Source organism: Microcoleus sp. B7-D4, from assembly GCF_036705125.1.
Classification (GTDB): domain Bacteria; phylum Cyanobacteriota; class Cyanobacteriia; order Cyanobacteriales; family Microcoleaceae; genus Microcoleus.
The window spans coordinates 81,921-104,204 of sequence record NZ_JAUBTT010000013.1 but is presented as its reverse complement, the minus strand read 5'-3'; the positions used below and the strand labels follow the sequence as shown (position 1 = coordinate 104,204).

The following is a 22,284-nucleotide window of genomic DNA, read 5'->3' as shown; positions in this document are numbered from 1 at the left end:
AATTTTAGGTTACAAATGTTTGCTTGACTCTCATCAGCTAGGAAGTATGATGAAAAATTAGCGATGTCCCGAAAGCTTTTATCAGTGATTTCTCGGATGACATTGCTGGGTACGCGACTTAGGGGGCAACTTATGTCACCTTAAAAAAGGTGATAGTTTATTAAGATATGCTTAGGAATCCTATATTTTGATATTTTCTCATGTATACCCGCTTTAATGCTTCCCAATCCGTTGAGCTCGCCGTACCAGAGGAACGGGTTCCCATTCAACATTATCTGCGCCAGCCGAGGCGACTGGTGAATGCCCTTGTCGATCAAAGTCGCACAGAACAGCTAAACGATGACTGTTTCCGCCTGAAAATGCGACCGTTACAATTTATGATGCTGAGCATTCAACCCACAGTAGACATGAGGGTGTGGGCCCAGTCGGATGGCACCATCAATTTGGAGTCCGTCGCCTGCGAAATTCGTGGCGTGGGTTATATCAACGATCGCTTTGCTCTCAATCTCAAAGGAAAGCTTTGTGTACACCAAAGCAGCGGGGTAGCATACTTGAAGGGAAAAGCGGATTTGGAAGTGCAAGTAGAATTACCGCCACCGTTTTGGCTGACGCCCAAACCCATTTTAGAAGCAACGGGGAATGCTTTGCTCAAGAGCGTACTGCTGAGCGTCAAACAGCGGTTGATGCACCAGTTGCTCTTAGATTACCGCCGCTGGGCAAGCAGCGAAAGTGAGCTAAGATCGATCGATATCCCCCCAATCTTATCTTTAGAAGGGTGAAATCCTACTAGAGAAGCTGTTAATTAATGTATAGGGATATTTAGCCACAAATCAGACCACTTACCACAATATTTATTAGTTAGACCCTGGAATTGGGCATCGGTCGCTTTGTGGGAACTAGCCAGCAGGGATAGATAGCTGCGGGTCAGTCAAGATCGATTTGAGTGATCCCTCCAAGTTCATCGTCTTCGATTATTCCCACGCCCCCCGGCAAAGGAGTTGACCTGTCTTTTGAAACTTCGTCCTTTGGGCGGAGTTCGCGCTGCGGTGGCTTGATTATTTTGCCCGGTTGATTCGTTGCGGCCACCCGAATCCTGATTTTTGGCCCGGAATTGCCCAAGCGAATTGTCATCCCGTCCACAACTGACACCTGAGCGATCGGTCTATCATCTACATAAGTGCCATTAGCACCAAAATTAATAATTTCCCAGCCATGAGCGTGATTCCACAGTTCTACGTGGTGGCGGGAAACTACAGCGCTGTAAATAATTACATCATTGTCGTTCGATCGACCGATCCGAACCACCGGTTCTGATTCAAAACACCAACTTTGAACTGGGACAGACTGGATAGGATGTAAAAGAGTTAAGGTAATCACTGATGTTTTGACACTCCACCGCCAGACAGAAACGGGGATACTTCCAGAGAGATTTTTTGGGAGAAAACTGCAAAAATTTGGATTTTTAAAGCCGTCATCAGTGCGCCATGATTCCCTCTATTTGCCGGAAAAGTCGAACTTTTGGCTGCTTGAGGGTGAAGCAACTTTTGACGGTTAGCTTTTGGCGCAGGCGCAAATTTTTGCGGTACTCGGTAACAACCAAACACGATGTTATTAATCGGGTGAACTTCCCAATGATGGACAGCAGTTTTAACCGCTTGATTAATTTGGTCTGTGAGGGAGCGATTCTGCCGATGGGCGAGCCGCTCAATTCGATCGGCTTCATCACCCTTTTCCCGCTGATGAAGCAGAGAATTTAACTCATACCCGCGATGGTTGCACCGCTGATTCGAGTTCTCGATCGGGCCACAGTCACTGCTCAACGACTTGCTGTTTATAAAGAAAGAAGTTAACCAATTATTAATCCTGGGGTCTCTAGATAAAATACTTGTTGATTGTATCTGAGATGTTGCACCATTCTCAATTACTTGTTTAGGAACAGGCAAGATGCCTGTTCTACAAGAAAATTCACTCTTTGTGGAACAGGCATCTTGCCGGTTCTGGAGAATGGTGCAAGATGTGAGTTGTATCAAACAGCATAGGTCATTTTGAGTTGCTAACATTTTCCTTATTGATGCGATACCTTTAAAATACAATGCTTTGAGCAGCACTGGAATTTTGAGCGACAACGCATCACTCTCTCATAGCGAAAATACCGATCGACCTTCCTCGCGCGCGCGGCCCCAAAATGCGCTCGGCAATTAGTCCCCCGGCCAGGGGGAAGGCCAAACTTCAGCTCAAATCTGACTCAGGCGGCTCCGGTTTCGGCTCTGGTCGGACAGATTCTTGCCTTTGCCGCTTCAACTCTGCAACTTTTTCTTGAGCTACATCCCTGACTTCTAGAGCTTTATCTTGGAATTTTTCCGCCAGACTTTGAGCGCCTCGCTTCACACCTGCCACATTTTTGAGAGTTCTGTCGAAATCTTCGTGTAAAAACTCTGCTACCAGACCGACTTTTTTGTGCAGTCCCTCCGCGTACTGCACGGGTTCCGATACAGCAGCTTCAGAGACGATCGCCCGCTTGCTGCCGATGGTCGAAATAGCTGCCACAGGTAACAAGTAAATGTCGTCTAAAACACCGCGCCACCCGCTCGATTTAAATAGGTAATGGGTGACTGAACCCGTGCGGACATCAAATAGGTAGTCAACCACTGCACCTGCCCGATTCCCAGCGTCCGTGAGTACCTCAAGCCCGATCGGACAAACAGCTTGTTCCGGCTGATGAAGTTCCGGCAGTTCCGGGTTAATGGTGACAAAAACATTTTCCCCCACCGTATCTACTTGCGCCCAAGCGAACCAAGTTTTTTTACTGCCCAAAAGTCCCGACTTGCAAGTAAAGCCGATCGCCCGCTGGGAGTGAGCGTCTAGCCAAACCCGATCTACCCTGCCGACCTCTTCCGCCGTTCTGCGGTCGATGGTGCGGCGGTTTAGCAGTTCGCTGCGCCTAACAATTTGTGGTGATGTACTCATAAATAAACTCCTGAGTGCCGCCTTTGAAAAATGTCGATCGTCCAAAGAAGCCGATTTAATATTCTTCTTCCGAATAATGGCGAGTATGATCTGCCTCGGTTAACTCATCCTCTTCCCTGGAAGTGCCAACTTCTTTGTGGTCGGGAACAGGAATCGTGCTAATGTGCACGCCGCCCGAGGGAGCGTGAATTTCCTTAGCCTCCCTGGGCTTGACGGTAATTTGTCCTAACTGGACAGAGGACTGATTCGGGCCTACGTTGATTTGAATTTTCGGCCCTGAGCGAGCCAAGTGAACGATCAGACCGTCCACAATGGGAACCTTAGCGATCGGCTTACCATCGAGGTAAGTGCCGTTGGTACCTAAATTGATCAGTTCCCAAGTTATGCCGCTGCGCCGCAATTCGATGTGGCGACGAGAAACCACAGCGCTAAAAAGAACGACGTGGTTTTCGGTCGAGCGCCCGATCCGGACGACCTGCTCGTCTTCAAAGATCCAACTGCGGACGGGTATAGACTGGAGTGGATGTAGCAAGGTCAGCTTAATCACATTGGCAGCATTGAGTTTTGGTAGAGCGCCTCAAGATGCGATTTTAGATTTTAGACTTTCGATCGCCCAATCCAAACTCGCTCTAAGAGATTTGAAATAAAAACGTAACCAGGTCTCCTTTGCCCAGAGAGATGCGGTCTCCCGGTCGCAACCGGTGGCGGTTTCCCTTGGGTAGCGGAGTATTGTTGACGTAAGTGCCGTTGGAACTGCCTACATCTTCTAGGTAGCAAGCATCTCCCTCCACCCGGAGATTTGCGTGTACCCGAGAAACTATCTCAGAATTAGCAAATCCCGAAACATCAATATCCGGCGGTACTAAGTCATTTGGCTTGCCTATGTGAACCACAGACAGACTGTGAGGCAATTCCATCGGCGTATTTGTCTGAACGTGTAACAGGCGGGCAGACTGCTGTTGCAGTTGAGTTTTAGCTACACCTGCTGGCTGTGGGCCCGGAACCGGAGGAGAGATATTTACTGGTGTTGCCACCGATTCAGTTGTAACAGGAACCGAGGGCGAAGGCGGGGGATCTGGAGTAGTCGGAATGCTGGCGGTAGTTTTTTCCAAGTTGAGCCCCTTATTCAGGGTAACTAGAGGTTCCATTGCCATCAGGGGTTCGGGTGGCACTAAATCCGGCGCCGGTGACGATACCACTGTGGGGCCTACAGGCGAGGGGGACGTTACTGTCACCTCAACTTCTGGAACTATGGAACCCGGACGCAAGTTAAAGCCACACTGACCGCAAAATGCTGCATCTGTCTGAACTGCTGCACCGCAGTTCGAGCAACTTGCGGTAACAGGTAAAGGCGTGTAGCAAGCCTCACACTGGCTGGCCCCGTCGGGGTTCTGGTGATTGCAATTGGGACAGACAATCATCGATTTCTCCTTGCTATCGGCCAGATTTTTAAATCAGCCTCATAAAAATACTCGTGTATATGGTCAAATTTTAACTTTAACCGCCACAATTCTTATATTGCTTCGCTCATACTAGCAACTGAGCTGACGCTGTGACGTTAGCTGTGATGGGCAAGATTGAGTTAGTGATAATGAATGCTGACTGTTTTGGCACGCTGGCGGCTCTGTCGGCTATTTTACGGAGGAGCCAGCAGCCGCATCGAGCAGCCACCAAAGTTCGCCCTCTGGTTGAACGAGTCTGGCTGGATAAGTCATTTCGTCGGCTGCGGGGGCAAAAATTTGAGCAAGGGCGGGTTGTTTGCTGGCTCCTGCGACCATGAAGATGACGCACCGGGCCCGGTTGATTAAGGGGACTGTAAAGGTAATGCGGGGTTGACCGTCTTTGTTGCCGACAGTTACTAGGGCGTCGCGGACTTGCAAGGCTGCTGTGCCGGGAAATAGAGAGGCTGTGTGGGCGTCGTCTCCTATGCCCAATAAAATGATGTCGAAGGCAGGAAACTCGCCGTCGGATACTTTGAAGAACTGCTGCAATTCGGTTTGGTGCGCGGCAGCGTCGGCTGCGGGGTCGCCGGCGGCTGTGGGCATGGGGTGGATGTTGCTGGCGGGGATATTCACTCGATCGAGCCACGCGAGGCTCGCCATTTTTTGATTGCTGTCTGGGTGTTCTGAGGGAACGTAGCGTTCGTCGCCCCAGAACACGTGAATTTTATCCCACGGCAGGTCTTGGGCTGCGATCGCTCTGTAGAGCGGTTCGGGTGTGCTTCCGCCCGCTGCGGCGATCGTACAAACTCCGCGTTCTGCTATGGCTTCTGAGATTTTTGACAGGACAATCCTGAGCGATCGATCTATTAATTCTTCCCGATTTGCTAATACTTCTACTATTTTTTTCATCAATTTACTCTCAACTTTCCTATTCGTGTTGTTCTGGGCAATTGCCAATTTTACCTTGACATTTTGGTTAGACATTTTGGTTTGAGGTCGCTCTGCTGACAGACTCGGCAGGCATGGCACAGCATCCCATACAATTTTATCATCTTATGCCCATTGATTGGAGGAAAGGCAGACATATTTCTACCAGTGCTTTATGGATTTTCACCTGTTGCATTGAGCTTTCGCAACTTTCAATCAAAAGTTCGATCGTACTCGGAGCATCTGGGCAGAAAGTAAAAAGCGTTTTTTGGGACTCCGAGCCGTCCCGCACAGCAAAGTCTATAAATATAGCGAGCCGGACGATCGCACACCGACAGTAAAAGCCAAACCGAGATGCTCCCGATCGCACTTACCCCGGCCTTGCAAAAATAATCAAGATTGATGTGGTAGACTAGGAAAAATAGTTTTAAATCCGCACGCTCGGAAGGAAGCAAAACTATGTCAATTTTTAAGCGATTTCCTACATCAGTCCGCTATCTAATAGCGCGGTTGCGCCACTGGACCCAACCGGCGGTTTGGGCTCCGTTAGCCGTGCTGTGTGCGGGGGGGTTATTTATCTGGGAGGTCTCGGTAAATCCAGAAAGGTTGAGCATAGATGGCGAAGAAGAACCAGCCACAAACAATCCAGTTTCGCTATCGGGACTATCTGCTGAAGATACCGCCATTGCTGCTGAAATCGACAGCTCACCAGTGCTAGTCAATCAGTTTAATGGCTCTACTGCTTCTGAACTGAACTTGTTAAATTCATCAGTAGTAAAAAGCAAAGGTTTATTCGAGGAACTTCGAGATCGGGAGTTAGAAACTCCTGAGCCATCTTCAGCCCCCAAGCGGGTAGGAAGCAGCGGATTTTCCCCCTTGCCAAATTTAGCAAATCCTGCTGTCGAGGCCGGAAACAATAACCCCCAAAATTCCAGCTTGCCCAGTTCAAACGCAACATCAGCGTTGAGTTTATCGGGCAGTGGGAGACTGACTTCTGGGATAAAAACGATCGAGCCTGAGTCTGGAGGTACAGCGAAAGCAACTTTATCGCAGGCGTCGAGTGATGCTAATTCAGATAAACAAAAGGAAAATTCTCTGCCTTTGAGTCCGCTGCAAGCAGCTATGAAAAAATACGTTGTTGCTAACACTTCGGCAACAGCGGCTTCAGGTGAGAAAACTGCAGACTCGGCTACATTGCTCGATCGACCTGCTTCCGATCCGGCTGCTGTAAATGCGACAAATTTGCTCCCAACGACCGCTACAGCTCAAGGTGGAGCAAATCCTGTGAATGTTCCCACAGCACTTCCCCCACTTGTGGCTCCGACAAATACTGTGAGCAACGAATCTCAAGAATTCTTAAAACCGACAGCTACAGTCTCTGAATCATTTGCTGGGTTAAATTCCAGAGTACCCAGCCTCCCCGAAATTAATGCAGCGGCTGCACCGGTGGCTTTGCCGAAAAATCCCTACCAAACTAATTTATCTGGTTCCGGCTTCGCACCTGAAGTTCAACCTGCGGCACTTCCCGTAGCCATACCTTCGCCAACACCTTTACTTCCAAATGTCGGTCAATCTCCCTTTCCGAATGTGATTGGGGGCAGCAAGATAATTAGCCCTCAATTCTCTCCCAATTCAGCGAATTCTCAATTTCAAACACCTCCACCGAGTCAGCTTAACTTGCCGCAGCAGCCTAACTTTGGAGTTGTTCCCCAAAACACCAATCAGGGCGTGCAGCCCATTCAACCTCAAACTTTTGCTACACCCCGCTCTCTGGCTCCGGGACGCTACATTGGGGGTGGCGAAATCAATACTTTTGCTAATCCTTAAATGAAGGAAGTGCGGCCACTAAAACGATATTACCAATTCCCAATTACCAATTCCCAATGTTATCGGTAAAACTTACCGAGAAGCGGCCCGCACCAACAATAATCCCCCGATTCCCAAGCCAAACACGATCGGCAGCCAAGCCGAAAGAATCGGAGTCAAAACAGCTTTCACGCCCATAGAACTGGTGATGAAAGAAAATACATAGTAAGTAAAAATCACAACTACGCTAATACCAAAACTCGTTCCTCGACCGGAGCGGCGCGGTTGAGTTCCCAAAGCGGCTCCCACTATACCAAATACCATGCACACGAAAGGAAAAGCATATTTTTCTTGAATTCGCACCTTTAATTTGCGAATTTGCGGTTCGTCGCCACTGTTTTTAATGATATCCAAACGCTCTAAAGCTTGGGCAATGTTCATTTCCTTGAAATCCCGCGCTCTAGCAGCTAAATCTAAGGGCGTGCGGGGGAGTTGCAACTGCTGGTGTTGAAACCTAACTATATTGCGGTAAGACCCGTCAGGAGCAACGATATAAGCGGTTCCGTTGAAAAAATCCCAAGTATTTTCTGAGGGATTCCAAGTAGCTGATTCTGAAGAAACGATTTGATTGAGGCCTGGGGTGGAGCGATCGATAATTGTTAAACCTTTCATTCGCTGGCCGTCAAACTGTTCTGCATAAAAAAAGCGGGCCAGGGTTTCGTCGCCGCCTTTTTCTGGTTTGCGAAATTCTGTGTAGATAATATTTCTATCTTGAAATATCGGTTTTTCTCGCTTCAGGGCTCTGTCTAAAGTCACAGTAGCTCTGTAGCTGGCGGCGGGTACAACTAACTCTTGCAAAGCAAAGGTGAAGCCTGCAACAATTAAACTCATTATCACAGCAGGCAGTATCAATCGGTAAACGCTAACTCCGCAACTGCGGAGGGCGATGAGTTCGCTGTCGCTGGACATTCGGCTGTAGGCCATTAAGGTTGCTAGCAGCATTGACATGGGGAAAGCCAATACTACGAAGTAGGGAATTTGCAGGAGAAAAATTTCTATGGCTGCGCCGTAGGGGAGGCCGGATTCTGCTACTCTGCGGACTAATTCAAATAAAGCTCCAACTGTGACGGCGACGGATGTAAAGAGTCCGACGCCAAATAAAAATGGGCCGATTAGTTCTTTGGTAATGTACCAGTCCATTACTGAAATTCTCGGCAGCCAGTTGATGGGATTCAAAGAATTGGATATTGCTATTTTCATAGTGGCGCTTTCTCGCAGATTGCTCCTCAATCTAAAATCTAAAATTCTGCCGTTTGCTGAATGCCTTCAAAAGACTATCGCACGAAGTTGTCACCTAAGTAATACTGTCGCACTAAAGGGTTGCTGTAGAGTTCTTCTTCAGCCCCGGAGGCTAAAATTTGGCCGTCTCGCATGATGTAGGCTCGATCGGTAATTTCGAGGGTTTCTCGGACGTTGTGATCGGTGATGAGGATGCCGATTTGGCGATCGCGCAGTTTAGCAATAATGGTTTGAATTTCGTCTACGGCGATCGGATCGACGCCTGCAAACGGTTCGTCTAAAAATAGGAACATCGGCCCGTCTCGCCCTGCGGCTAATGCTCTGGCTAGTTCAGTCCGTCGCCTTTCTCCCCCCGATATTTGAATTCCCAAACTGGATGCTATTTTTTCTAAGCGAAATTCTTGCAATAGGAAATCGACTCGCTCGCGCCATTCCCAGCGCGGCACTTGAGTTTGTTCTAGGACTAACAAAATGTTGTCGCGCACGCTCATGTTTCGGAAAATGCTTGCTTCTTGAGCGAGATAGCCAATTCCCAAATGTGCTCGCTGGTGCATCGCCAATTTAGTGATGTCTAAATCGTTGAGCCAAACGGTGCCTTGATTTGGTTTTTCTAATCCGGTTGCTATGTAAAATGTGGTGGTTTTGCCGGCACCGTTGGGGCCGAGCAATCCTACGATTTCTCCTTGGGCTACCGACAGGTTGACGCGACTAACTACATTGCGTTTTCCGTAGGATTTGTGAATATTTTCGAGTACAATTTTCATTTTCGCTCCCGGCAACCTCTACAAGCTCAATTTCAGACTGCAGCATTGTGCGATCGAGTCTCTAATTTAAATTTTACCTTTTCAAGTTGGTGAGTTTTATAAAGACGAAATTTCGCATCTATCCCAAGTAGTATGTTTTGGCTGAGGCGAAATTTCGCTGCTGCAAGCCACTGTTACCGGGGGGCTGTAGTTGGACGTGGGGAGCCCAATGTATTTTGGGCTGCCGCATCTTGTTCCGGGGCAACCAGATAAACAGATTCTACCTGTCCTGGGTTGTCTGGCAGGGCAATAAACCGCCCTTCGTCGATGAGGTATGTTATGGTTTCGCCGCGCAGGCTGTTGCCCTGCTGCAAGACGTAAACATCTCCGCTGAGAATAATCCGGCGCTCACGGCTGAAGTATTGAGCTTGAGCCGCAGTTGCTTGTATTTGGCGGGCTGGATAGTTGATTTGGACGTTGCCGCGGGCTGTCACGATGCCGGTTTTGGAGTCGGCTTCTTGAATGTCCGATCGCACGCTGAGGGTGCGGGGCGCGTTGGCTTGCGAATAGGTGGGAGAGGCGATCGCGCCTGCCAGAGTGAGGGGCAACAGCAGCGATAATCCTTTGAATATTCGGGAATTGAGTAGTTTAGCGGAGGGCATCATAGCTTACAAGCCTCAAAATTTATAAAATTGCTGAAGGGCATTACCTCCAGTTTTGACACTGACAGATCAGCTACCGGGAGCATTTAACTTGTCTGTTGAGACTGAGTGAAGGACGGCGGACACGGCAACCGGGACACTTTTCTTGATGGAGATTAGATGCACAACAGCTTATCAGTTAAATATGTTATTTTAACGGTCGGAAAGACTTTCGGACTTGTCGATCGACCTGCCCGAGAGCGTCAACCAATTATCGTAGCAAGACAATAGGCATTTTCACGACGTGTTTGGCTGATTTGCTGGATTTGCAAGTTTTTTGACGGTTGCTCGCATCGGGAAGTTACGGATAACCTCTCTAGGTACTAAGGCATTAGCTGTCCGCAGTGAGTTCGGCAAAATAAATCAAATTTTGATTTATTAGGTTCTTTCTTTAAAATAGTTTCCATCTCATTTGAGCATTGGCGGGGGCTGTATTTTTCTAGGATAGGGAAAGCTGGCGATCGATCGTCCGAAGTTGCGGGCGATAATGCTCCGCATCCCTAGCGCGATCGCATTTCACCTGTCGGTGAAAAATGCAACGTTGTCCATCGCACACCGCAGATAGACTTTGCATCACAACCGATCAACTTTCGGGGGTTGGTGTGCATGAGCGTTATTGTGTGGCGATCGTTCCCACCTTTTTTCAGATCTCATCATAACCGTAGAACTTATAGGGAGATTGCAAATCATTAGATCTTCGCAAATAGAAATCACATAGTTCCTGAAAAGAGTGAACAACAATGGCTTCCTCTCCTTCATGAGGCAAAATGAACCAACGATTTAGGTCAGATGGATGGAACAGAATATCGTCACCGTTAGGGCTATCAAAGAATGGGACACACTCAATAGCTTGAGCTTGTGTAAGTACATCGGGATTTTTAGCCCAGAACCAGTCCCCAGACAATCTACCACGAACCTCACTAAGATAGCTATCCAAAATTTCCTGTGGAGGAAGTGTTCTTATGCTCAGGTCGGTTTCGCCCAGTCCTAATGTATTCACGAACGCACGGTAATCTTCCGGAAATAGAAAGCCTAGACAATCCTCAATCGCAGATAAATCTTGAATAGAGATGGGCTGTAGCGGTGGAGTCGCTACAACAAACGAAATGCCTCGAAATTCAACTATATCCATACTTTTTAAACTTGATGGAAACCGCTTAAAGGCAACCTCAAAACTACTGAAATCAACAACCTAAGCAGCACAACTTATAATTGTATCGCATCTGCCGTACAACATATGGTATAACCTGAAAATACCGCGATTTTCCCACCCTTCTTACCTACCGTTGGAATCTCCTTTTCTCAATCGGGTTTCACCTTCTACTTTGATAATTCGTGGCAATTGCAAGCCTGCAACTTCTGCACCTGTTAATAAAGGCACAAATTCTGCTACTTTTTCCGGCCCTGCTTGTTGCAAAGCGATCAAAAGTTTAGCACTTTGTCCGAGCAAGTCTTCAACGGCAATTCCGGCATAACTCGGCTGATAATAACTGAGCCGATTTATTCCTTCTCCCAGTAAGATTACTGCACCGCGCCAGTTTTGATTTCCTAAGTGATAAAGCGCGACGGCAATTTGCAATATTCCCTGATAAAACCTTTTTTCCGGCTCGCCGGCTTCCATCCACAAAGCCTCTAAAGTATCGTGACAAGCGTAAAATTCTTGGCTGTTAAACTGTTCGATACCTTGCCAAAACTCGATCGGCATTTCCTCTGTCATTCGATTGGGGATTGGGGATTTTCGATGGCGGATGTGTGTTTGAGTAGGCGGCGATCGATTTTTGTTAAATAGCTAAGTCTTAAAAATAGGAAAACTAACGACCTCTTTTCAAAACTACTGCCCTTTCACGACCGCCTACTTAACCGATTACATAGTGTCTCTGACAGCTTGAATCTGATCCATTCCTATTTCCTGAGTAGTTCCCGCGAAATCGTTATCTGGCGTCAGAAATAACATACAGTGACACTCTTTGCGCTCGCGCATGGGAATGCAGGGACAGTTCCAGTAGGCGGCTTTTACTTCGGCTTCTTTATCTTCGTAATGGCGACAAGGGCATAGGGGAGCACCTAGTTCATCCTTGTGTTTTGCTAGTCCTTCTATCACCACAGCAGTGACGGAAGGTTCAGAACAAAAGAAAGTTCCCGTGCGCTTGGCGTAGGTTTCGGAGAAATTCTTCATCGCCTCCAAAGTTTTTTCGTTGGAGAGTTTAGATTTTTCTGTTGTGTTCATAGTTTAGGATCGAAGTTGAGGATGCTACGAGCTTTTGACAATTGTAGCGCAGAATGTGATTTTAAACACTTGTATATTTCTGTTTACTTACAAGGAGGAAAACCTTGACAAAGATTGAGTTTTAGGTTGTTGGTTTTTTAGTGGTTTTTGTCTATCCCGGAGGGTGCGGGAAACTGGCGGCAGGCCCGGTTTTTGAAGCAGCCAAAAGATTTGGGCGATCGAGGGCCCTCAACAATCATCCCCCAAAGGGGATAAAAATCGGATAAGATAGCACAGCCCTGTCCCTGTTAGTGGCATCTGATGGCAACTTCCCCGAACCGCACCCACAGCAAAAAATCTCCTCCTTCTGGGCTGATTTGGCCGGCTGACACCGAGTTAGTCGGATTAGTGTTTGAATTGACTCCCCGCGCTCCTAGCTATCTGTACGCGCAGTATGCTATAGGTTTGCACGCTTGGTTTTTAGGTCAAGTACACCAAACTGACCCGGATTTATCGCAACTTTTGCACGATGAACAGTCAGAAAAAGCCTTTACTCTTTCGGGATTGGAAGGTGATTTGCTCCCCGGTGGCAAAGAATTTCAGCTTTTGGGCGATCGCATTTATCGCTGGTACGTAACAGGACTTTCAAAGCCAGTAGTGCAGTGGCTGAGTCAGTGGCTGCAAAATTTGCCCCAAGAGATAGATTTGCGAAATGCTCCGCTGCTAATTCGCTCTTGGGATATTGCTTTTCCTCCCACAACTTACCAGCAATTATTAACAGCCGAACCCCCATCTTCGCCAACCATCAAACTTAGTTTTGTGACTCCTACAAGCTTTCGTAGCAAAGGGCATCACTTCCCTCTGCCAGTTCCCGAAAATGTTTTTCACAGTTATTTGCGCCGCTGGAATAACTTTTCGGGGGGAATTTTTGACCAAGCAGAATTTTTGAATTGGATTGATGAAAATGCGATTATTAGCCGCCACAAATTGGAGTCGCAAAAGGTAGCGGCGGGCAAAAAAGGCATGGTAACGGGATTCACTGGGGCTGTGGAATTTGGGCTAGGGCGATCGGCTCACAATCGCCCTGATTTTGTACAATTATTTTATGCTTTGGGGCGGTTAGCGCCTTATTGCGGCACTGGCCACAAAACAACTTTTGGATTGGGGCAAACGCGGGCACAATGGTTGACAGAAGCGCTACCCGAAGTGTCTATACAAAGCGTATTGGCGGCGCGAATAGATGAATTGACACAGAAGTTTATGGCGCACAGAAAGCGCAAAGGTGGAAGTCGCGCTGCTGAGATTGCTGAAACTTGGGCGACGATTTTGGCGCGCCGGGAATTGGGGGAATCTTTGTTTGATATTGCTGCTGATTTGGAAATGCCTTATGAAACTGTGAAAACTTACGTGAAGTTGGCAAGAAGGGCTTTGAAAGTGGAGGATTAGCGGGAATTTGTTGACTGTTGACTGTTGACTGTTGACTGCTGACTGTTGACTGCTGACTAATGACTTTTAGTGAATAGATATATGTCGTCTCGCTGATATTTTAGTTGAAATTGAGGGGTGTTTTTTAGTTGAGTTACTAAGTTTTTAACAAATTCTCGATCGCTCATCCAGCCAGGATATCTGAGGTTCAGCAATACATAATCAAATTCTGCGAGATTTGCAGGTGGCCTGCTAGCCTGAGTTAATTTTACTACAGGGCGGTGCGCTAAGTGCGGAGCAATCTGAGCAGTTGTTAAAACACTGCCTTTGGTTTCAACAAGAGAAATTGCTTCTCTGGTAGCGGGCAAAGTGTCGAGCCCCTTTAAATAAAGAGTCCAAAAATAGCCGTATTTCGCTAAAGCTAAGAAAGCAATCAACGACCAAATTACAATGGCTCTAGGCAATGGATAATTAGGAAGTGGCAATCTATCAAATATTGTCTTTCCCTTTTGCTGATTGCTAGCTGCTAAACTGGAAATTACGGCCATCAACAAAAACGGCAATATCGGCACAGAATATTGATGAATTAAATCCCGCTGAGCGGGGAGATTGGAAAGAATATTCATCGCCAACATCGGCACAGCACTAATTAAAGATGACAGATGACGCGGGGACAGCCACCAAATTACAGGTAATAGCAATAACGCTAAATATTCCAAAGTCTCTAAAGAAAACAAATGCTCTAAAACTAGATTGGGTTTCAGTATTAAATTAATAGCAATTTCAAAAACCGAGTTTCCCAAATATTGATATCGCCCGATTCCCGCGTGTTCTCTTCCCTGATTAAAATACGGTATAACTGCCTGAGTAGCTACCAGGAACCAACCCGCGCCTAGAAATAGAGCTATGAGCCCACAAGTGCGTTTTTTGTCAAAACACAACAGCCACAAACCCATCGCAGCCACAGTTAAAGATAGCACGGCTTTGCAGCTCAAAACTAATACAATAGCAGCACAAAACCACAAGGTTTTATTCAGCCTCGCGGCTAAGATTGCTGCTAGCAGTGCTGGTACAGCAATTACTTCTGGGTGGAAGTCGAAGAGATTGACATTAAATACTAATGGATACAGGAGGTAAATACAGGCGATCGCCCAAGATATGCTATTATTTAATCCGGCTTGACGTGCCAAACTCCAAGTCGGCCAAGCACCTAAAGCTAGGGAAACAGCTTGCACTAATAAAAGCCAGTGAACATCTGGATATATTTTGTACAGTAAAGCTAGTGGATAGAAAATAAAAGCGGCGTGATCGCCCCAAATATTAATGGCAATTAAAGAGGAAATTGGCGTTTGATTTTGGGAGATTAAATAAATGGCTTGGTCAAAAATTGCTAAGTCGAATGCAGTTGAATGAAACAAAGCGTGCCGCGCGCTGCTGGCGGTAAATAAGACTATCGTTGTCACGACAATCATTAAAAATACTGGATGAGATTTTAGGGACTTTAAAGTTAGCATTTTATTGGTTTAATCAGCGATTCGTTTAAATAGCAGAACTTGGTTTTTTTGATAAGTTAATTGAAAATCGGGAGAGTTTTTAAGTTTATTTGCTAAGGTATCACCAAGTTTTTCAGTATCAGGCCAGGGATGGCGCAGGTTTAATAATATGTATTGAAATTCAGCTAAATTTGTTTGAGGCGAAATTTGTGACAGCAATTTTACTATTGGGCGGTGGGCAAAGTGAGGGGCAAGTCTATTATCTGTTAAAATACTGCTTTGGGGTTGAACTTGTGCGACTGCTTCGCGTGTAGCTTGCCAGGTATCTAGTCTATTTAGGTACAGATAAAAATCTTTATATTCGCCCAGAAGTAGGAAAATTATTAACGACCAAATTATCATGATTCTCGGCAATTGAATTCCCCGCCAAAGTTGAGAAATTCGGAAGTTTTTCAATTGTGGCAGATTGACCCATGTTAAAAAATGTTGCTTATTTGCTTTATCCTCTTCCTTGTTGCCTTTTCTTTCTTCCCTCTTTCTTGTTTCTTCCTTCGCTATCACTGCTAAAAATAAAAAGGGAATTACAGGCACTGAATACTGATAGGCTAAGCTGCGTTGAAATGGCAAGTCAGAGAGGATATTGATCAGCAGGGTAGGGAGGGCAGGAATTAGTGCTGTTAAATATTGTAGGCGTAGTTTGCCCGAAAATGGCAATAGCAGCCAAATCACAGGTAAGGTGAGGAGAAATAAATATTTGAATGTATCGAATGAAAGGATTTTTCCTAATACTAACTGTGGTTTTAATATGAGATTGATGATAATTTCTAGTACGGATTTGCCTAAATAGCTGTAGCGCCCGACTCCAGCGACTTCGCTGCCGCTAAAGAAGGGAATTATTTTCTGGGAAGCTATCAAAAACCAAGCTGCACCGAGCAAAAGTGCGATCGCCCCGTACCGTTGCTTTTTTTCGCAAAAAAACAGCCAGAAACCCATAGCAACAACGGTTAGGGACAAAACCGCCTTGCAACTGAGAACTAACACAATAGCGGTACAAAACCACACAATTTTATTTAAACGCGCCGCCAAAATGGCTGCCAAAAGTGGGGGTAAAGCGATTACTTCCGGGTGAAAATCAAATAAATTGATGTTAAATACCACCGGATAGAGCAAATAAATCAATGCGATCGCACGGGATTGTTCTTGATTTAAACCTGCCAAACGCGCTAAACTCCAGGTAGGCCAAGCGCCAAGGGATAATGCAAGTGCTTGTACCAACAGCAGCCAATGCACATCCGGGTAAATTTTGTACAGCCAAGCTAGCGGATAATAGATTACCGCTGCGTGATCCCCTAAAATATGAATCCCCATTAAAGAAGAAAAAGGCTTTTGGTTTTGGCTGATCAAGTAAATTGCTTGGTCAAAAATTCCCAAATCGAAAGCAGTTGATTGGAATAAAGCGTGCCGTAAACTGCTACATAAAAAGAAAATTGTCGCAGCAGTAGCGATCGCCCAAACCAAACTCGACGGTAGCTGCGATCGACCTTCCTCTATATTTTCGGCGATCGAGACACTGATGTCCTCACGGTCATCAGCAAAATTTTCCCTATTCTGCATGAAATCTGGCACTAGGTGGTCAATCGATTTTAGATTTTAGATTTTAGATTTTAGATCGAAGCATTGACCCCACGGATAAATTCGGGGGCTCCTTTATCGGATACAGGTTTTTTATTTCTGGACGGATGAATCCGGGGGCTTGTATCCTGGATGCTTTCGGTCACTCAAAATATGATTCCATCGAATGTGCTTTCCACGCAATAGTTAACCACTAATTTTTATCCCCGCAATCGTAATATTAGAATAATCCACAAAACATTAAAAAATTGTGAAAGCAATAACTCTTCTCGGCTCCACAGGCTCCATCGGCACTCAAACTCTGGATATTGTAGCTCAATACCCCGATCAATTTCGGATTGTCGGGTTAACCGCCGGACGAAATGTAACGTTGCTGGCCCAGCAAATTCGCCAGTTTCGACCGGAAATTGTCGCGGTTTGCGACGAAGATAAATTACTGGAATTGAAGGAGGCGATCGCAGACATCGACCCTCAACCTATTTTACTTGCTGGCGAGTCAGGCGTTGTCGAAGTTGCCCAATACGGCGACGCTCAAGCCGTCGTCACGGGCATAGTTGGCTGTGCCGGTTTGCTGCCAACAATTGCGGCTATCAAAGCAGGCAAAGATATTGCCTTAGCCAATAAAGAAACATTAATCGCAGGGGGCCCCGTTGTCAACCCCTTAATCGAAAAATACGGCGTTAAAATATTACCGGCAGACTCGGAACATTCGGCAATTTTTCAGTGTCTCCAAGGTGTTATGGTTGGTGGGTTGCGGCGAATTATTCTCACCGCTTCGGGGGGTTCTTTTCGAGATTTGCCGATCGACAAATTAGCAGGAGTAACAGTAGCCGATGCTTTGAAACATCCGAATTGGTCGATGGGGCAGAAAATCACGATCGATTCTGCTACTCTGATGAATAAAGGATTAGAAGTCATCGAGGCTCATTACTTATTCGGAATGGATTATGACGACATTGATATTGTCATCCATCCTCAGAGCATAATTCACTCGTTAATTGAGCTGCAAGATACCTCGGTTTTGGCGCAATTGGGATGGCCGGATATGCGCTTGCCGCTGCTTTATGCTTTGTCTTGGCCGGAGCGAATTCATACAGATTGGGAACGGCTGGATTTGGTAAAAGCTGGGGATTTAACTTTCCGAGAACCCGACCACGAAAAGTATCCTTGTATGCAGTTGGCTTATGCGGCGGGACGTGCGGGCGGTTCGATGCCTGCGGTGCTGAATGCGGCAAACGAACAGGCGGTAGCGCTATTTTTGCAGGAGAAGATTCAGTTTTTGGATATTCCCAAGCTGATTGAAAAGGCGTGCGACAAACATCAAGCCGATAACTGTGAAAGTCCTGGTTTAGACGATATTTTGGCGGCGGATAGGTGGGCGCGGCAGGAAGTTTTGGCAGATAGTATGGAATTGGGCGATCGAATTCTTTCGGTTCGCTAATTGTATCAGCAGACTTGCACTTACCCACAAGTCCTAGGAGTGAATTAATTCCCCGTCTCATAGAAGACAGTCGGTTGAAATTGAGATGTTGCACCATTCTCAATAAGCTTTTTATGAACAGGCTTTTCGGCCTGTTCCACAAAGAATTAATTTTCTTGTGGGGAGTAGGGGTTGGGCTTCTAGCCCGCCCAAAAAAGGCTCATTGAGAATGATGCAACATCTCAGTTGAAATTGAGATATTGTACCATTCTCGCTTAACAGGCTTTTCGGCCTGTTCCACAAGAACATTCACTCTTTGTGGAACAGGCCGAAAAGCCTGTTGCTGAAAATGGTGCAAGATCAGAGTTGAAACCGACTGCCAAACCTTAATAAATATCCAGTCCTCTTTCAGAGGACTTTAGCTATGAGACAGGGGTTTCAACCCCTGACGGACTATGCCAAAAAGTGCAAAATATCGGCAAAACCATATTAAAAATTGACCAGATGTTAGCCTTTTATAGACTAACTCCCAACTTTCGCAGCCAAATCAGCCGCACTCATCTTTTCGTACATTTCAAAAGGTTGGTGAATCCAAGGATTGTCAGCCAAATAATCTACATAATAATCCGGCTTTGCAACAGAGCAAGCCTTGTACCAGAGTACAGCAGTCCGAATTTCCTGAATATCCTCGCCGTAGCGACTCTTCAGCCAAGCGATACCTTGGTTCAAACTAATTCCCGAATCCGCCAAATCGTCAACCAGGAGAATGCGGCTGCCCAAATTATCGCCCACCATTGTCAAATCGCGGGCAAACTCGATCGCACCCCGGACATTGCCCTCGGCCCCACCATAGGACGAGGCCGCTAAAATCGCCAGAGGTTTGTCGAAAATCCGCGACAGAGTATCTCCAACCCGCAGCCCTCCCCTCGCCAGACAGACAATGCGATCGAATTTCCACTGAGATTCATCAATCTTTACAGCCAAATCCTCAATTTTTCGATGGTATTGAGACCAAGAAACGTAAAGGTCGCTCATGCCTAATATTATGGAAATATCAAAGCTATTATTAATTATTTTGGGGAAAATGACATGGATGCAGAGGAACTTCTCAGACGGTATGCAGCCGGAGAACGGGTTTTTCACAAAGTAGACCTGAGCGATGCCAATATCTCAAGGACAAATTTGCGCGATATTGACCTGAGTCACGCTAATTTAAAAGGTGCAAATTCGATCGGTCTCACCCTGTACAGAGCTAATCTGTATCAAGCAGATATCAGTCAAGCCAACCTCTCCCAAGCCAACCTCATGTCCGCTAATTTTGGCGAATGCGAGGCGGTGGGAGCGAACTTGAGCGGAGCCATCTTGCGGAGTGTCGTCTTCAGCGGGGCCGATTTAACGGGGGCGAGTCTCAGGGGTGCAGACATGAGAGATGCTAACCTTCAGGGGGCAATTTTGATTCAAGTTTATGCAGTTAACGCTAACTTGCAAGGTGCAAACTTGACAGAAGTCAAGCTTTGCGGAATCAACCTGAGCAAAGCAAATTTAACCGATGCGAACTTAACACAAGCTGACCTCAGCCGTGCTAACCTAACTCAAGCAAATCTGAGTTGGGCAAATTTGACGGAAGCAAATCTGGAAAAAGCTGATTTGAAGGGAGCCGATTTGAGCGGAGCTAACTTGAGCTGTGCAAATCTCCATCAAGCAGATTTGAGCGGAGTTTCCCTTAAGGGAGCAAATCTCCGGGGAGCAAACTTGCATCAAGCTTCTTTGCGCGGGACAAATTTGAATGAAGCGAATCTGAGAGAGGCCATGATGCCTGACGGCACAATCTCTGACTAAATAAGCTGACAAAATAGAAGTTAAAACCGCAGGGTGCTTGTGGCGCACCCTACATTTAGGCTAATGCCTGATTTTTTTAAGGGGATTTAATTCTGCCTTCAAGTGACAGTGCATTTAAAGAGTAGTGGCAAAAAATTTAGAACCGAGTTTAATCTACAACTTTCAGCCAGCCCCGGCGAACGGCGTGGAGCAAGCGGTTGATGGCTGTTTGATCTTCTTCGGTAAGAGAGTCATTTAACAGGGCTGTCTTGAGCTGTTGTCGGTGAGTGGGAGTCAGCAGACCGGAGTGATATACCTGAAAGACTAGCTCTGCAATAGTAAATTGAGGTAAAAGCGTTTGGGTTTTCATCATGTGTTTTTTTTGTGAACTCACTCTTGACAGTATTGACTGATTTCCCCAATATTTATGTGATTCAACTACGGGAGTAAATGTGATCGCTTGGCTCTTGATGAGTGATTTGTGTCAGCCGGACTTGGGGAGCGGATGTTTCCAGGATAGCCCCGCAACTGGAAACACCAACCCCGTCCCGATTTCTCGCTTTTGGCAACCCCGAAATCTCTACTTTTTGTCAAGAGACTGTGACAAATTTCTTAATATTTCTCTATTAATAGATTTACTAATGACTGCTAGCTAAATCGCTTGGCTTAATTCTACGTAAAACTTTTACGGTCTTTATAAACCCGCTTTTACCTACATTTACCTAGTTTCTTGGTGTGGTCTTTGTTCCGTGGATATACTTAATAACCCGCCCAAAAGCCGATACAAGTTTCCGAGAGGAGCGGCCATCGGCCCAAAATTTTAGGCTCTTGTTCATGCTCCCAGATTCATCTGTGAAGTCAATCTAAAATCTAAAATCTAAAATCTAAAATCTAAAATCTAAAATCTAAAATCTAAAATCTAAAATCTAAAATCTAAAATCGCCTGACTGCTTCAAATCAAAAATCCCGGCTTCTTCAAGAAACCGGGGCGAGGTTTTCGATCGCAGTACAATTTTTTTTGGAGAGGGTTAATGGAGCGACCTACTCACTTCAATCTTATTGTTACCAAAGCTTGACAGGAGAGAAAGTAGAAATACTCATCTCAACTTCTGGTGTGAGGAGACTAATCGGAAATCCTGACCCATCCGCGGCGGATGGCGTGCAGCAGGCGGTTGACTGCATCTCTGGCGTCTTCGCTGAGAGCGCTTGGGCAGAGTTCGCGCAATCCGTGGCTGTCAGTGCGAGTCAGATTGCCGGAATGGGTGACTTGATAGAACAGTTCAGCGATCGCGCGATCGGATTTTAAAGTCAGAGCTTGCATGAAATCTCGTTGAACTCGACTATTATAATATCGAGCATTTGACAAAAGAGTAGGGTGATTGCCGTCGGGTAAGCTGTGTGATTGTTCTTGGCTCGATTTGTGACCGAAGTCTGCGAGTATACGTGATTTAAATCACATAAAACCACAGACCTCGATCGCATAAGCTATGATTGGGGTGGTAGCCTCAAGGTTTAACAAAACCTCGAAAAGCTTTGAAAGCAAGGCTTTTAGTTCCCAAGACCGCCGCGCAGCGGGAGTAAGTCCGCTCAACATCGCAGGCTATGGACTCGGATAGCTGTGAAACTTTGGGTTTTAGACACTTGCAGCTTGCAGCTCAGGCCATAAAGTTGCGATCGGCGAGCCACACCCTGAGATACAATATTTATAAATACTCCTATCCCATCTATAGGCAGGCAGGTAAAAAAATGATAATGATGAGCTACTTTTCGATTGCCTTAATCGTTTTTCTTGTTTGGTTCAAAAGTTTTTGGAATGATACTGCCACATCTAAAACAGACGTGATATCTTGGATAGCCTTAATAATCGGTCCTCTGTTTTGGCCTGTTGTTCTGCCCCTATCCCTTTTGCAAATTACCAGCACAAAGTCTGTGGTACAAACAGCTCAATGCGATCGATAATTATAATAAATTGTGGAAGTAACTGGCTTCAACATAGTTGGTGATCTCCTCATAAATTATTCGGCGTGCATCGCTCATAGCAGCGAGTAATTTATATTGTTTAATTGTAAAAAAATGCAGCTAGAAGGTAGAATCCAATAAAAATGCTGAATCCTAAAACAGTATTTTTTGACCGCTATCAAATTCTGCCTTCTGCTTTTTGACAATCAAGCATCCAGGATACAAGCCTCCGGATTCATCGGTGGAGAAAGAAAAAACCTGTATCCGATAAAGGAGCCCCCGAATTTATCTCGCGCAAGTCAATGCTTCCAATCTAAAATCTAAAATCTAAAATCTAAAATCTAAAATCGATTGACCCCGCCCAAAAACCAGGGCTGTTTCATTCTCTTGTAGGGGCAGCCCCCCGTGGCTGCCCCAATCTCTGAAACACGAGCAAATCGTCGATG

General features: G+C 46.1%; 24 protein-coding genes. 5 read left to right on the top strand and 19 right to left on the bottom strand.

Features of this window, described 5'->3' with window-relative positions:
• Positions 1-200: 200 nt before the first annotated feature.
• Positions 201-779 (top strand): DUF1997 domain-containing protein, encoded by a 579-nt coding sequence (locus QUB12_RS07800; RefSeq protein ID WP_333145980.1) that lies wholly within the window; start codon positions 201-203, stop codon positions 777-779.
• Positions 780-924: 145 nt separating this feature from the next.
• Here the strand turns inward: QUB12_RS07800 and QUB12_RS07795 are convergent, their stop codons facing one another.
• The 7 genes from QUB12_RS07795 to QUB12_RS07765 all read right to left on the bottom strand — a co-directional run bounded on the left by QUB12_RS07795 (position 925) and on the right by QUB12_RS07765 (position 5,706).
• Positions 925-1,377 carry an FHA domain-containing protein gene (locus QUB12_RS07795; protein WP_333145983.1) on the bottom strand — a complete coding sequence of 151 codons (453 nt, stop codon included), beginning with the start codon at positions 1,375-1,377 and terminating at the stop codon, positions 925-927.
• A complete protein-coding gene (locus tag QUB12_RS07790) occupies positions 1,374-2,060 on the bottom strand; it encodes a hypothetical protein (RefSeq protein ID WP_333306270.1) in 687 nt (228 codons plus the stop codon). Before QUB12_RS07790 ends, QUB12_RS07795 begins: the two co-directional genes overlap by 4 nt.
• Positions 2,061-2,229: 169 nt before the next feature.
• A complete protein-coding gene (locus QUB12_RS07785; RefSeq protein ID WP_333145989.1) occupies positions 2,230-2,967 on the bottom strand; it encodes a PRC-barrel domain-containing protein in 738 nt (245 codons plus the stop codon).
• A gap of 55 nt (positions 2,968-3,022) precedes the next feature.
• A complete protein-coding gene (locus QUB12_RS07780) occupies positions 3,023-3,499 on the bottom strand; it encodes an FHA domain-containing protein (protein WP_445252084.1) in 477 nt (158 codons plus the stop codon).
• A gap of 97 nt (positions 3,500-3,596) precedes the next feature.
• Positions 3,597-4,388, bottom strand: coding sequence for an FHA domain-containing protein (locus QUB12_RS07775; protein ID WP_333145994.1), 792 nt, complete (start codon positions 4,386-4,388; stop codon positions 3,597-3,599).
• Between the two features lie 210 nt (positions 4,389-4,598).
• Entirely contained in the window at positions 4,599-5,318 is a 720-nt protein-coding gene (pgl, locus tag QUB12_RS07770; protein ID WP_333146035.1) for a 6-phosphogluconolactonase, read from the bottom strand.
• 139 nt (positions 5,319-5,457) lie between these two features.
• Entirely contained in the window at positions 5,458-5,706 is a 249-nt protein-coding gene (locus QUB12_RS07765) for a hypothetical protein (RefSeq protein ID WP_333145996.1), read from the bottom strand.
• Between the two features lie 89 nt (positions 5,707-5,795).
• On the opposite strand from QUB12_RS07765, the gene QUB12_RS07760 reads away from it, so the two are divergent.
• Positions 5,796-7,163 (top strand): hypothetical protein, encoded by a 1,368-nt coding sequence (locus tag QUB12_RS07760; protein WP_333145998.1) that lies wholly within the window; start codon positions 5,796-5,798, stop codon positions 7,161-7,163.
• 72 nt (positions 7,164-7,235) lie between these two features.
• Here the strand turns inward: QUB12_RS07760 and QUB12_RS07755 are convergent, their stop codons facing one another.
• The 7 genes from QUB12_RS07755 to QUB12_RS07725 form a co-directional block, all read right to left on the bottom strand.
• Positions 7,236-8,402 carry an LptF/LptG family permease gene (locus QUB12_RS07755; RefSeq protein WP_333146001.1) on the bottom strand — a complete coding sequence of 389 codons (1,167 nt, stop codon included), beginning with the start codon at positions 8,400-8,402 and terminating at the stop codon, positions 7,236-7,238.
• 74 nt (positions 8,403-8,476) lie between these two features.
• The gene (gene lptB, locus QUB12_RS07750; protein WP_333146003.1) at positions 8,477-9,205 is read right to left on the bottom strand and encodes an LPS export ABC transporter ATP-binding protein; all 729 of its coding nucleotides are present in this window, start codon (positions 9,203-9,205) and stop codon (positions 8,477-8,479) included.
• A gap of 173 nt (positions 9,206-9,378) precedes the next feature.
• Positions 9,379-9,849, bottom strand: a complete 471-nt coding sequence (locus QUB12_RS07745; RefSeq protein WP_333146005.1) for an LptA/OstA family protein — start codon at positions 9,847-9,849, stop codon at positions 9,379-9,381.
• Between the two features lie 475 nt (positions 9,850-10,324).
• Positions 10,325-10,462 (bottom strand): hypothetical protein, encoded by a 138-nt coding sequence (locus tag QUB12_RS07740; protein WP_190274305.1) that lies wholly within the window; start codon positions 10,460-10,462, stop codon positions 10,325-10,327.
• 66 nt (positions 10,463-10,528) lie between these two features.
• Positions 10,529-11,017 carry an SMI1/KNR4 family protein gene (locus QUB12_RS07735; RefSeq protein WP_333146009.1) on the bottom strand — a complete coding sequence of 163 codons (489 nt, stop codon included), beginning with the start codon at positions 11,015-11,017 and terminating at the stop codon, positions 10,529-10,531.
• Positions 11,018-11,161: 144 nt separating this feature from the next.
• On the bottom strand, positions 11,162-11,602 hold the full coding sequence (locus QUB12_RS07730; protein WP_333146011.1) for a DUF309 domain-containing protein: 441 nt from the start codon (positions 11,600-11,602) through the stop codon (positions 11,162-11,164).
• A 147-nt stretch (positions 11,603-11,749) separates the two neighbouring features.
• Positions 11,750-12,112, bottom strand: a complete 363-nt coding sequence (locus QUB12_RS07725; protein ID WP_333146013.1) for a ferredoxin thioredoxin reductase catalytic beta subunit — start codon at positions 12,110-12,112, stop codon at positions 11,750-11,752.
• A gap of 300 nt (positions 12,113-12,412) precedes the next feature.
• Between QUB12_RS07725 and cas6 the strand changes: the two genes are divergently transcribed.
• Positions 12,413-13,537: a CRISPR-associated endoribonuclease Cas6 gene (cas6, locus tag QUB12_RS07720; RefSeq protein ID WP_333146015.1), complete on the top strand. Its 1,125-nt coding sequence runs from the start codon at positions 12,413-12,415 to the stop codon at positions 13,535-13,537.
• Positions 13,538-13,593: 56 nt separating this feature from the next.
• On the opposite strand, the gene QUB12_RS07715 is transcribed toward cas6, so the two are convergent.
• Complete coding sequence (locus tag QUB12_RS07715; RefSeq protein WP_333146018.1) at positions 13,594-15,030, bottom strand: DUF2079 domain-containing protein; 1,437 nt, start codon at positions 15,028-15,030, stop codon at positions 13,594-13,596.
• A 9-nt stretch (positions 15,031-15,039) separates the two neighbouring features.
• Complete coding sequence (locus QUB12_RS07710) at positions 15,040-16,623, bottom strand: DUF2079 domain-containing protein (RefSeq protein ID WP_333306267.1); 1,584 nt, start codon at positions 16,621-16,623, stop codon at positions 15,040-15,042.
• 268 nt (positions 16,624-16,891) lie between these two features.
• On the opposite strand from QUB12_RS07710, the gene dxr reads away from it, so the two are divergent.
• A complete protein-coding gene (gene dxr / locus QUB12_RS07705; protein WP_333284355.1) occupies positions 16,892-18,082 on the top strand; it encodes a 1-deoxy-D-xylulose-5-phosphate reductoisomerase in 1,191 nt (396 codons plus the stop codon).
• Between the two features lie 501 nt (positions 18,083-18,583).
• On the opposite strand, the gene QUB12_RS07700 is transcribed toward dxr, so the two are convergent.
• Positions 18,584-19,096 carry a phosphoribosyltransferase family protein gene (locus QUB12_RS07700; protein ID WP_333146024.1) on the bottom strand — a complete coding sequence of 171 codons (513 nt, stop codon included), beginning with the start codon at positions 19,094-19,096 and terminating at the stop codon, positions 18,584-18,586.
• Between the two features lie 54 nt (positions 19,097-19,150).
• Here QUB12_RS07700 and QUB12_RS07695 point away from each other — a divergent pair, with 54 nt between their 5' ends.
• Positions 19,151-19,900 carry a pentapeptide repeat-containing protein gene (locus QUB12_RS07695; RefSeq protein ID WP_333284353.1) on the top strand — a complete coding sequence of 250 codons (750 nt, stop codon included), beginning with the start codon at positions 19,151-19,153 and terminating at the stop codon, positions 19,898-19,900.
• A gap of 148 nt (positions 19,901-20,048) precedes the next feature.
• Here the strand turns inward: QUB12_RS07695 and QUB12_RS07690 are convergent, their stop codons facing one another.
• Positions 20,049-20,249 (bottom strand): hypothetical protein, encoded by a 201-nt coding sequence (locus QUB12_RS07690; RefSeq protein ID WP_333044643.1) that lies wholly within the window; start codon positions 20,247-20,249, stop codon positions 20,049-20,051.
• A 753-nt stretch (positions 20,250-21,002) separates the two neighbouring features.
• Positions 21,003-21,200: a hypothetical protein gene (locus QUB12_RS07685; RefSeq protein ID WP_333146028.1), complete on the bottom strand. Its 198-nt coding sequence runs from the start codon at positions 21,198-21,200 to the stop codon at positions 21,003-21,005.
• Between the last annotated feature and the right edge of the window lie 1,084 nt (positions 21,201-22,284).

Bases quoted from the DNA above. Each gene is read 5' to 3' on its own strand.
- QUB12_RS07735 (WP_333146009.1), bottom strand. From the start codon at position 11,017: ATGGATATAGTTGAATTTCGAGGCATTTCGTTTGTTGTAGCGACTCCA.
- QUB12_RS07685 (WP_333146028.1), bottom strand. From the start codon at position 21,200: ATGCAAGCTCTGACTTTAAAATCCGATCGCGCGATCGCTGAACTGTTC.
- QUB12_RS07760 (WP_333145998.1), top strand. From the start codon at position 5,796: ATGTCAATTTTTAAGCGATTTCCTACATCAGTCCGCTATCTAATAGCG.
- cas6 (WP_333146015.1), top strand. From the start codon at position 12,413: ATGGCAACTTCCCCGAACCGCACCCACAGCAAAAAATCTCCTCCTTCT.
- QUB12_RS07700 (WP_333146024.1), bottom strand. From the start codon at position 19,096: ATGAGCGACCTTTACGTTTCTTGGTCTCAATACCATCGAAAAATTGAG.
- pgl (WP_333146035.1), bottom strand. From the start codon at position 5,318: ATGAAAAAAATAGTAGAAGTATTAGCAAATCGGGAAGAATTAATAGAT.
- QUB12_RS07755 (WP_333146001.1), bottom strand. From the start codon at position 8,402: ATGAAAATAGCAATATCCAATTCTTTGAATCCCATCAACTGGCTGCCG.
- QUB12_RS07695 (WP_333284353.1), top strand. From the start codon at position 19,151: ATGGATGCAGAGGAACTTCTCAGACGGTATGCAGCCGGAGAACGGGTT.
- QUB12_RS07785 (WP_333145989.1), bottom strand. From the start codon at position 2,967: ATGAGTACATCACCACAAATTGTTAGGCGCAGCGAACTGCTAAACCGC.
- QUB12_RS07715 (WP_333146018.1), bottom strand. From the start codon at position 15,030: ATGCTAACTTTAAAGTCCCTAAAATCTCATCCAGTATTTTTAATGATT.
- QUB12_RS07690 (WP_333044643.1), bottom strand. From the start codon at position 20,249: ATGAAAACCCAAACGCTTTTACCTCAATTTACTATTGCAGAGCTAGTC.
- QUB12_RS07800 (WP_333145980.1), top strand. From the start codon at position 201: ATGTATACCCGCTTTAATGCTTCCCAATCCGTTGAGCTCGCCGTACCA.
- QUB12_RS07710 (WP_333306267.1), bottom strand. From the start codon at position 16,623: ATGCAGAATAGGGAAAATTTTGCTGATGACCGTGAGGACATCAGTGTC.
- QUB12_RS07775 (WP_333145994.1), bottom strand. From the start codon at position 4,388: ATGATTGTCTGTCCCAATTGCAATCACCAGAACCCCGACGGGGCCAGC.
- lptB (WP_333146003.1), bottom strand. From the start codon at position 9,205: ATGAAAATTGTACTCGAAAATATTCACAAATCCTACGGAAAACGCAAT.
- QUB12_RS07790 (WP_333306270.1), bottom strand. From the start codon at position 2,060: ATGTTAGCAACTCAAAATGACCTATGCTGTTTGATACAACTCACATCT.
- QUB12_RS07745 (WP_333146005.1), bottom strand. From the start codon at position 9,849: ATGATGCCCTCCGCTAAACTACTCAATTCCCGAATATTCAAAGGATTA.
- QUB12_RS07725 (WP_333146013.1), bottom strand. From the start codon at position 12,112: ATGAACACAACAGAAAAATCTAAACTCTCCAACGAAAAAACTTTGGAG.
- QUB12_RS07730 (WP_333146011.1), bottom strand. From the start codon at position 11,602: ATGACAGAGGAAATGCCGATCGAGTTTTGGCAAGGTATCGAACAGTTT.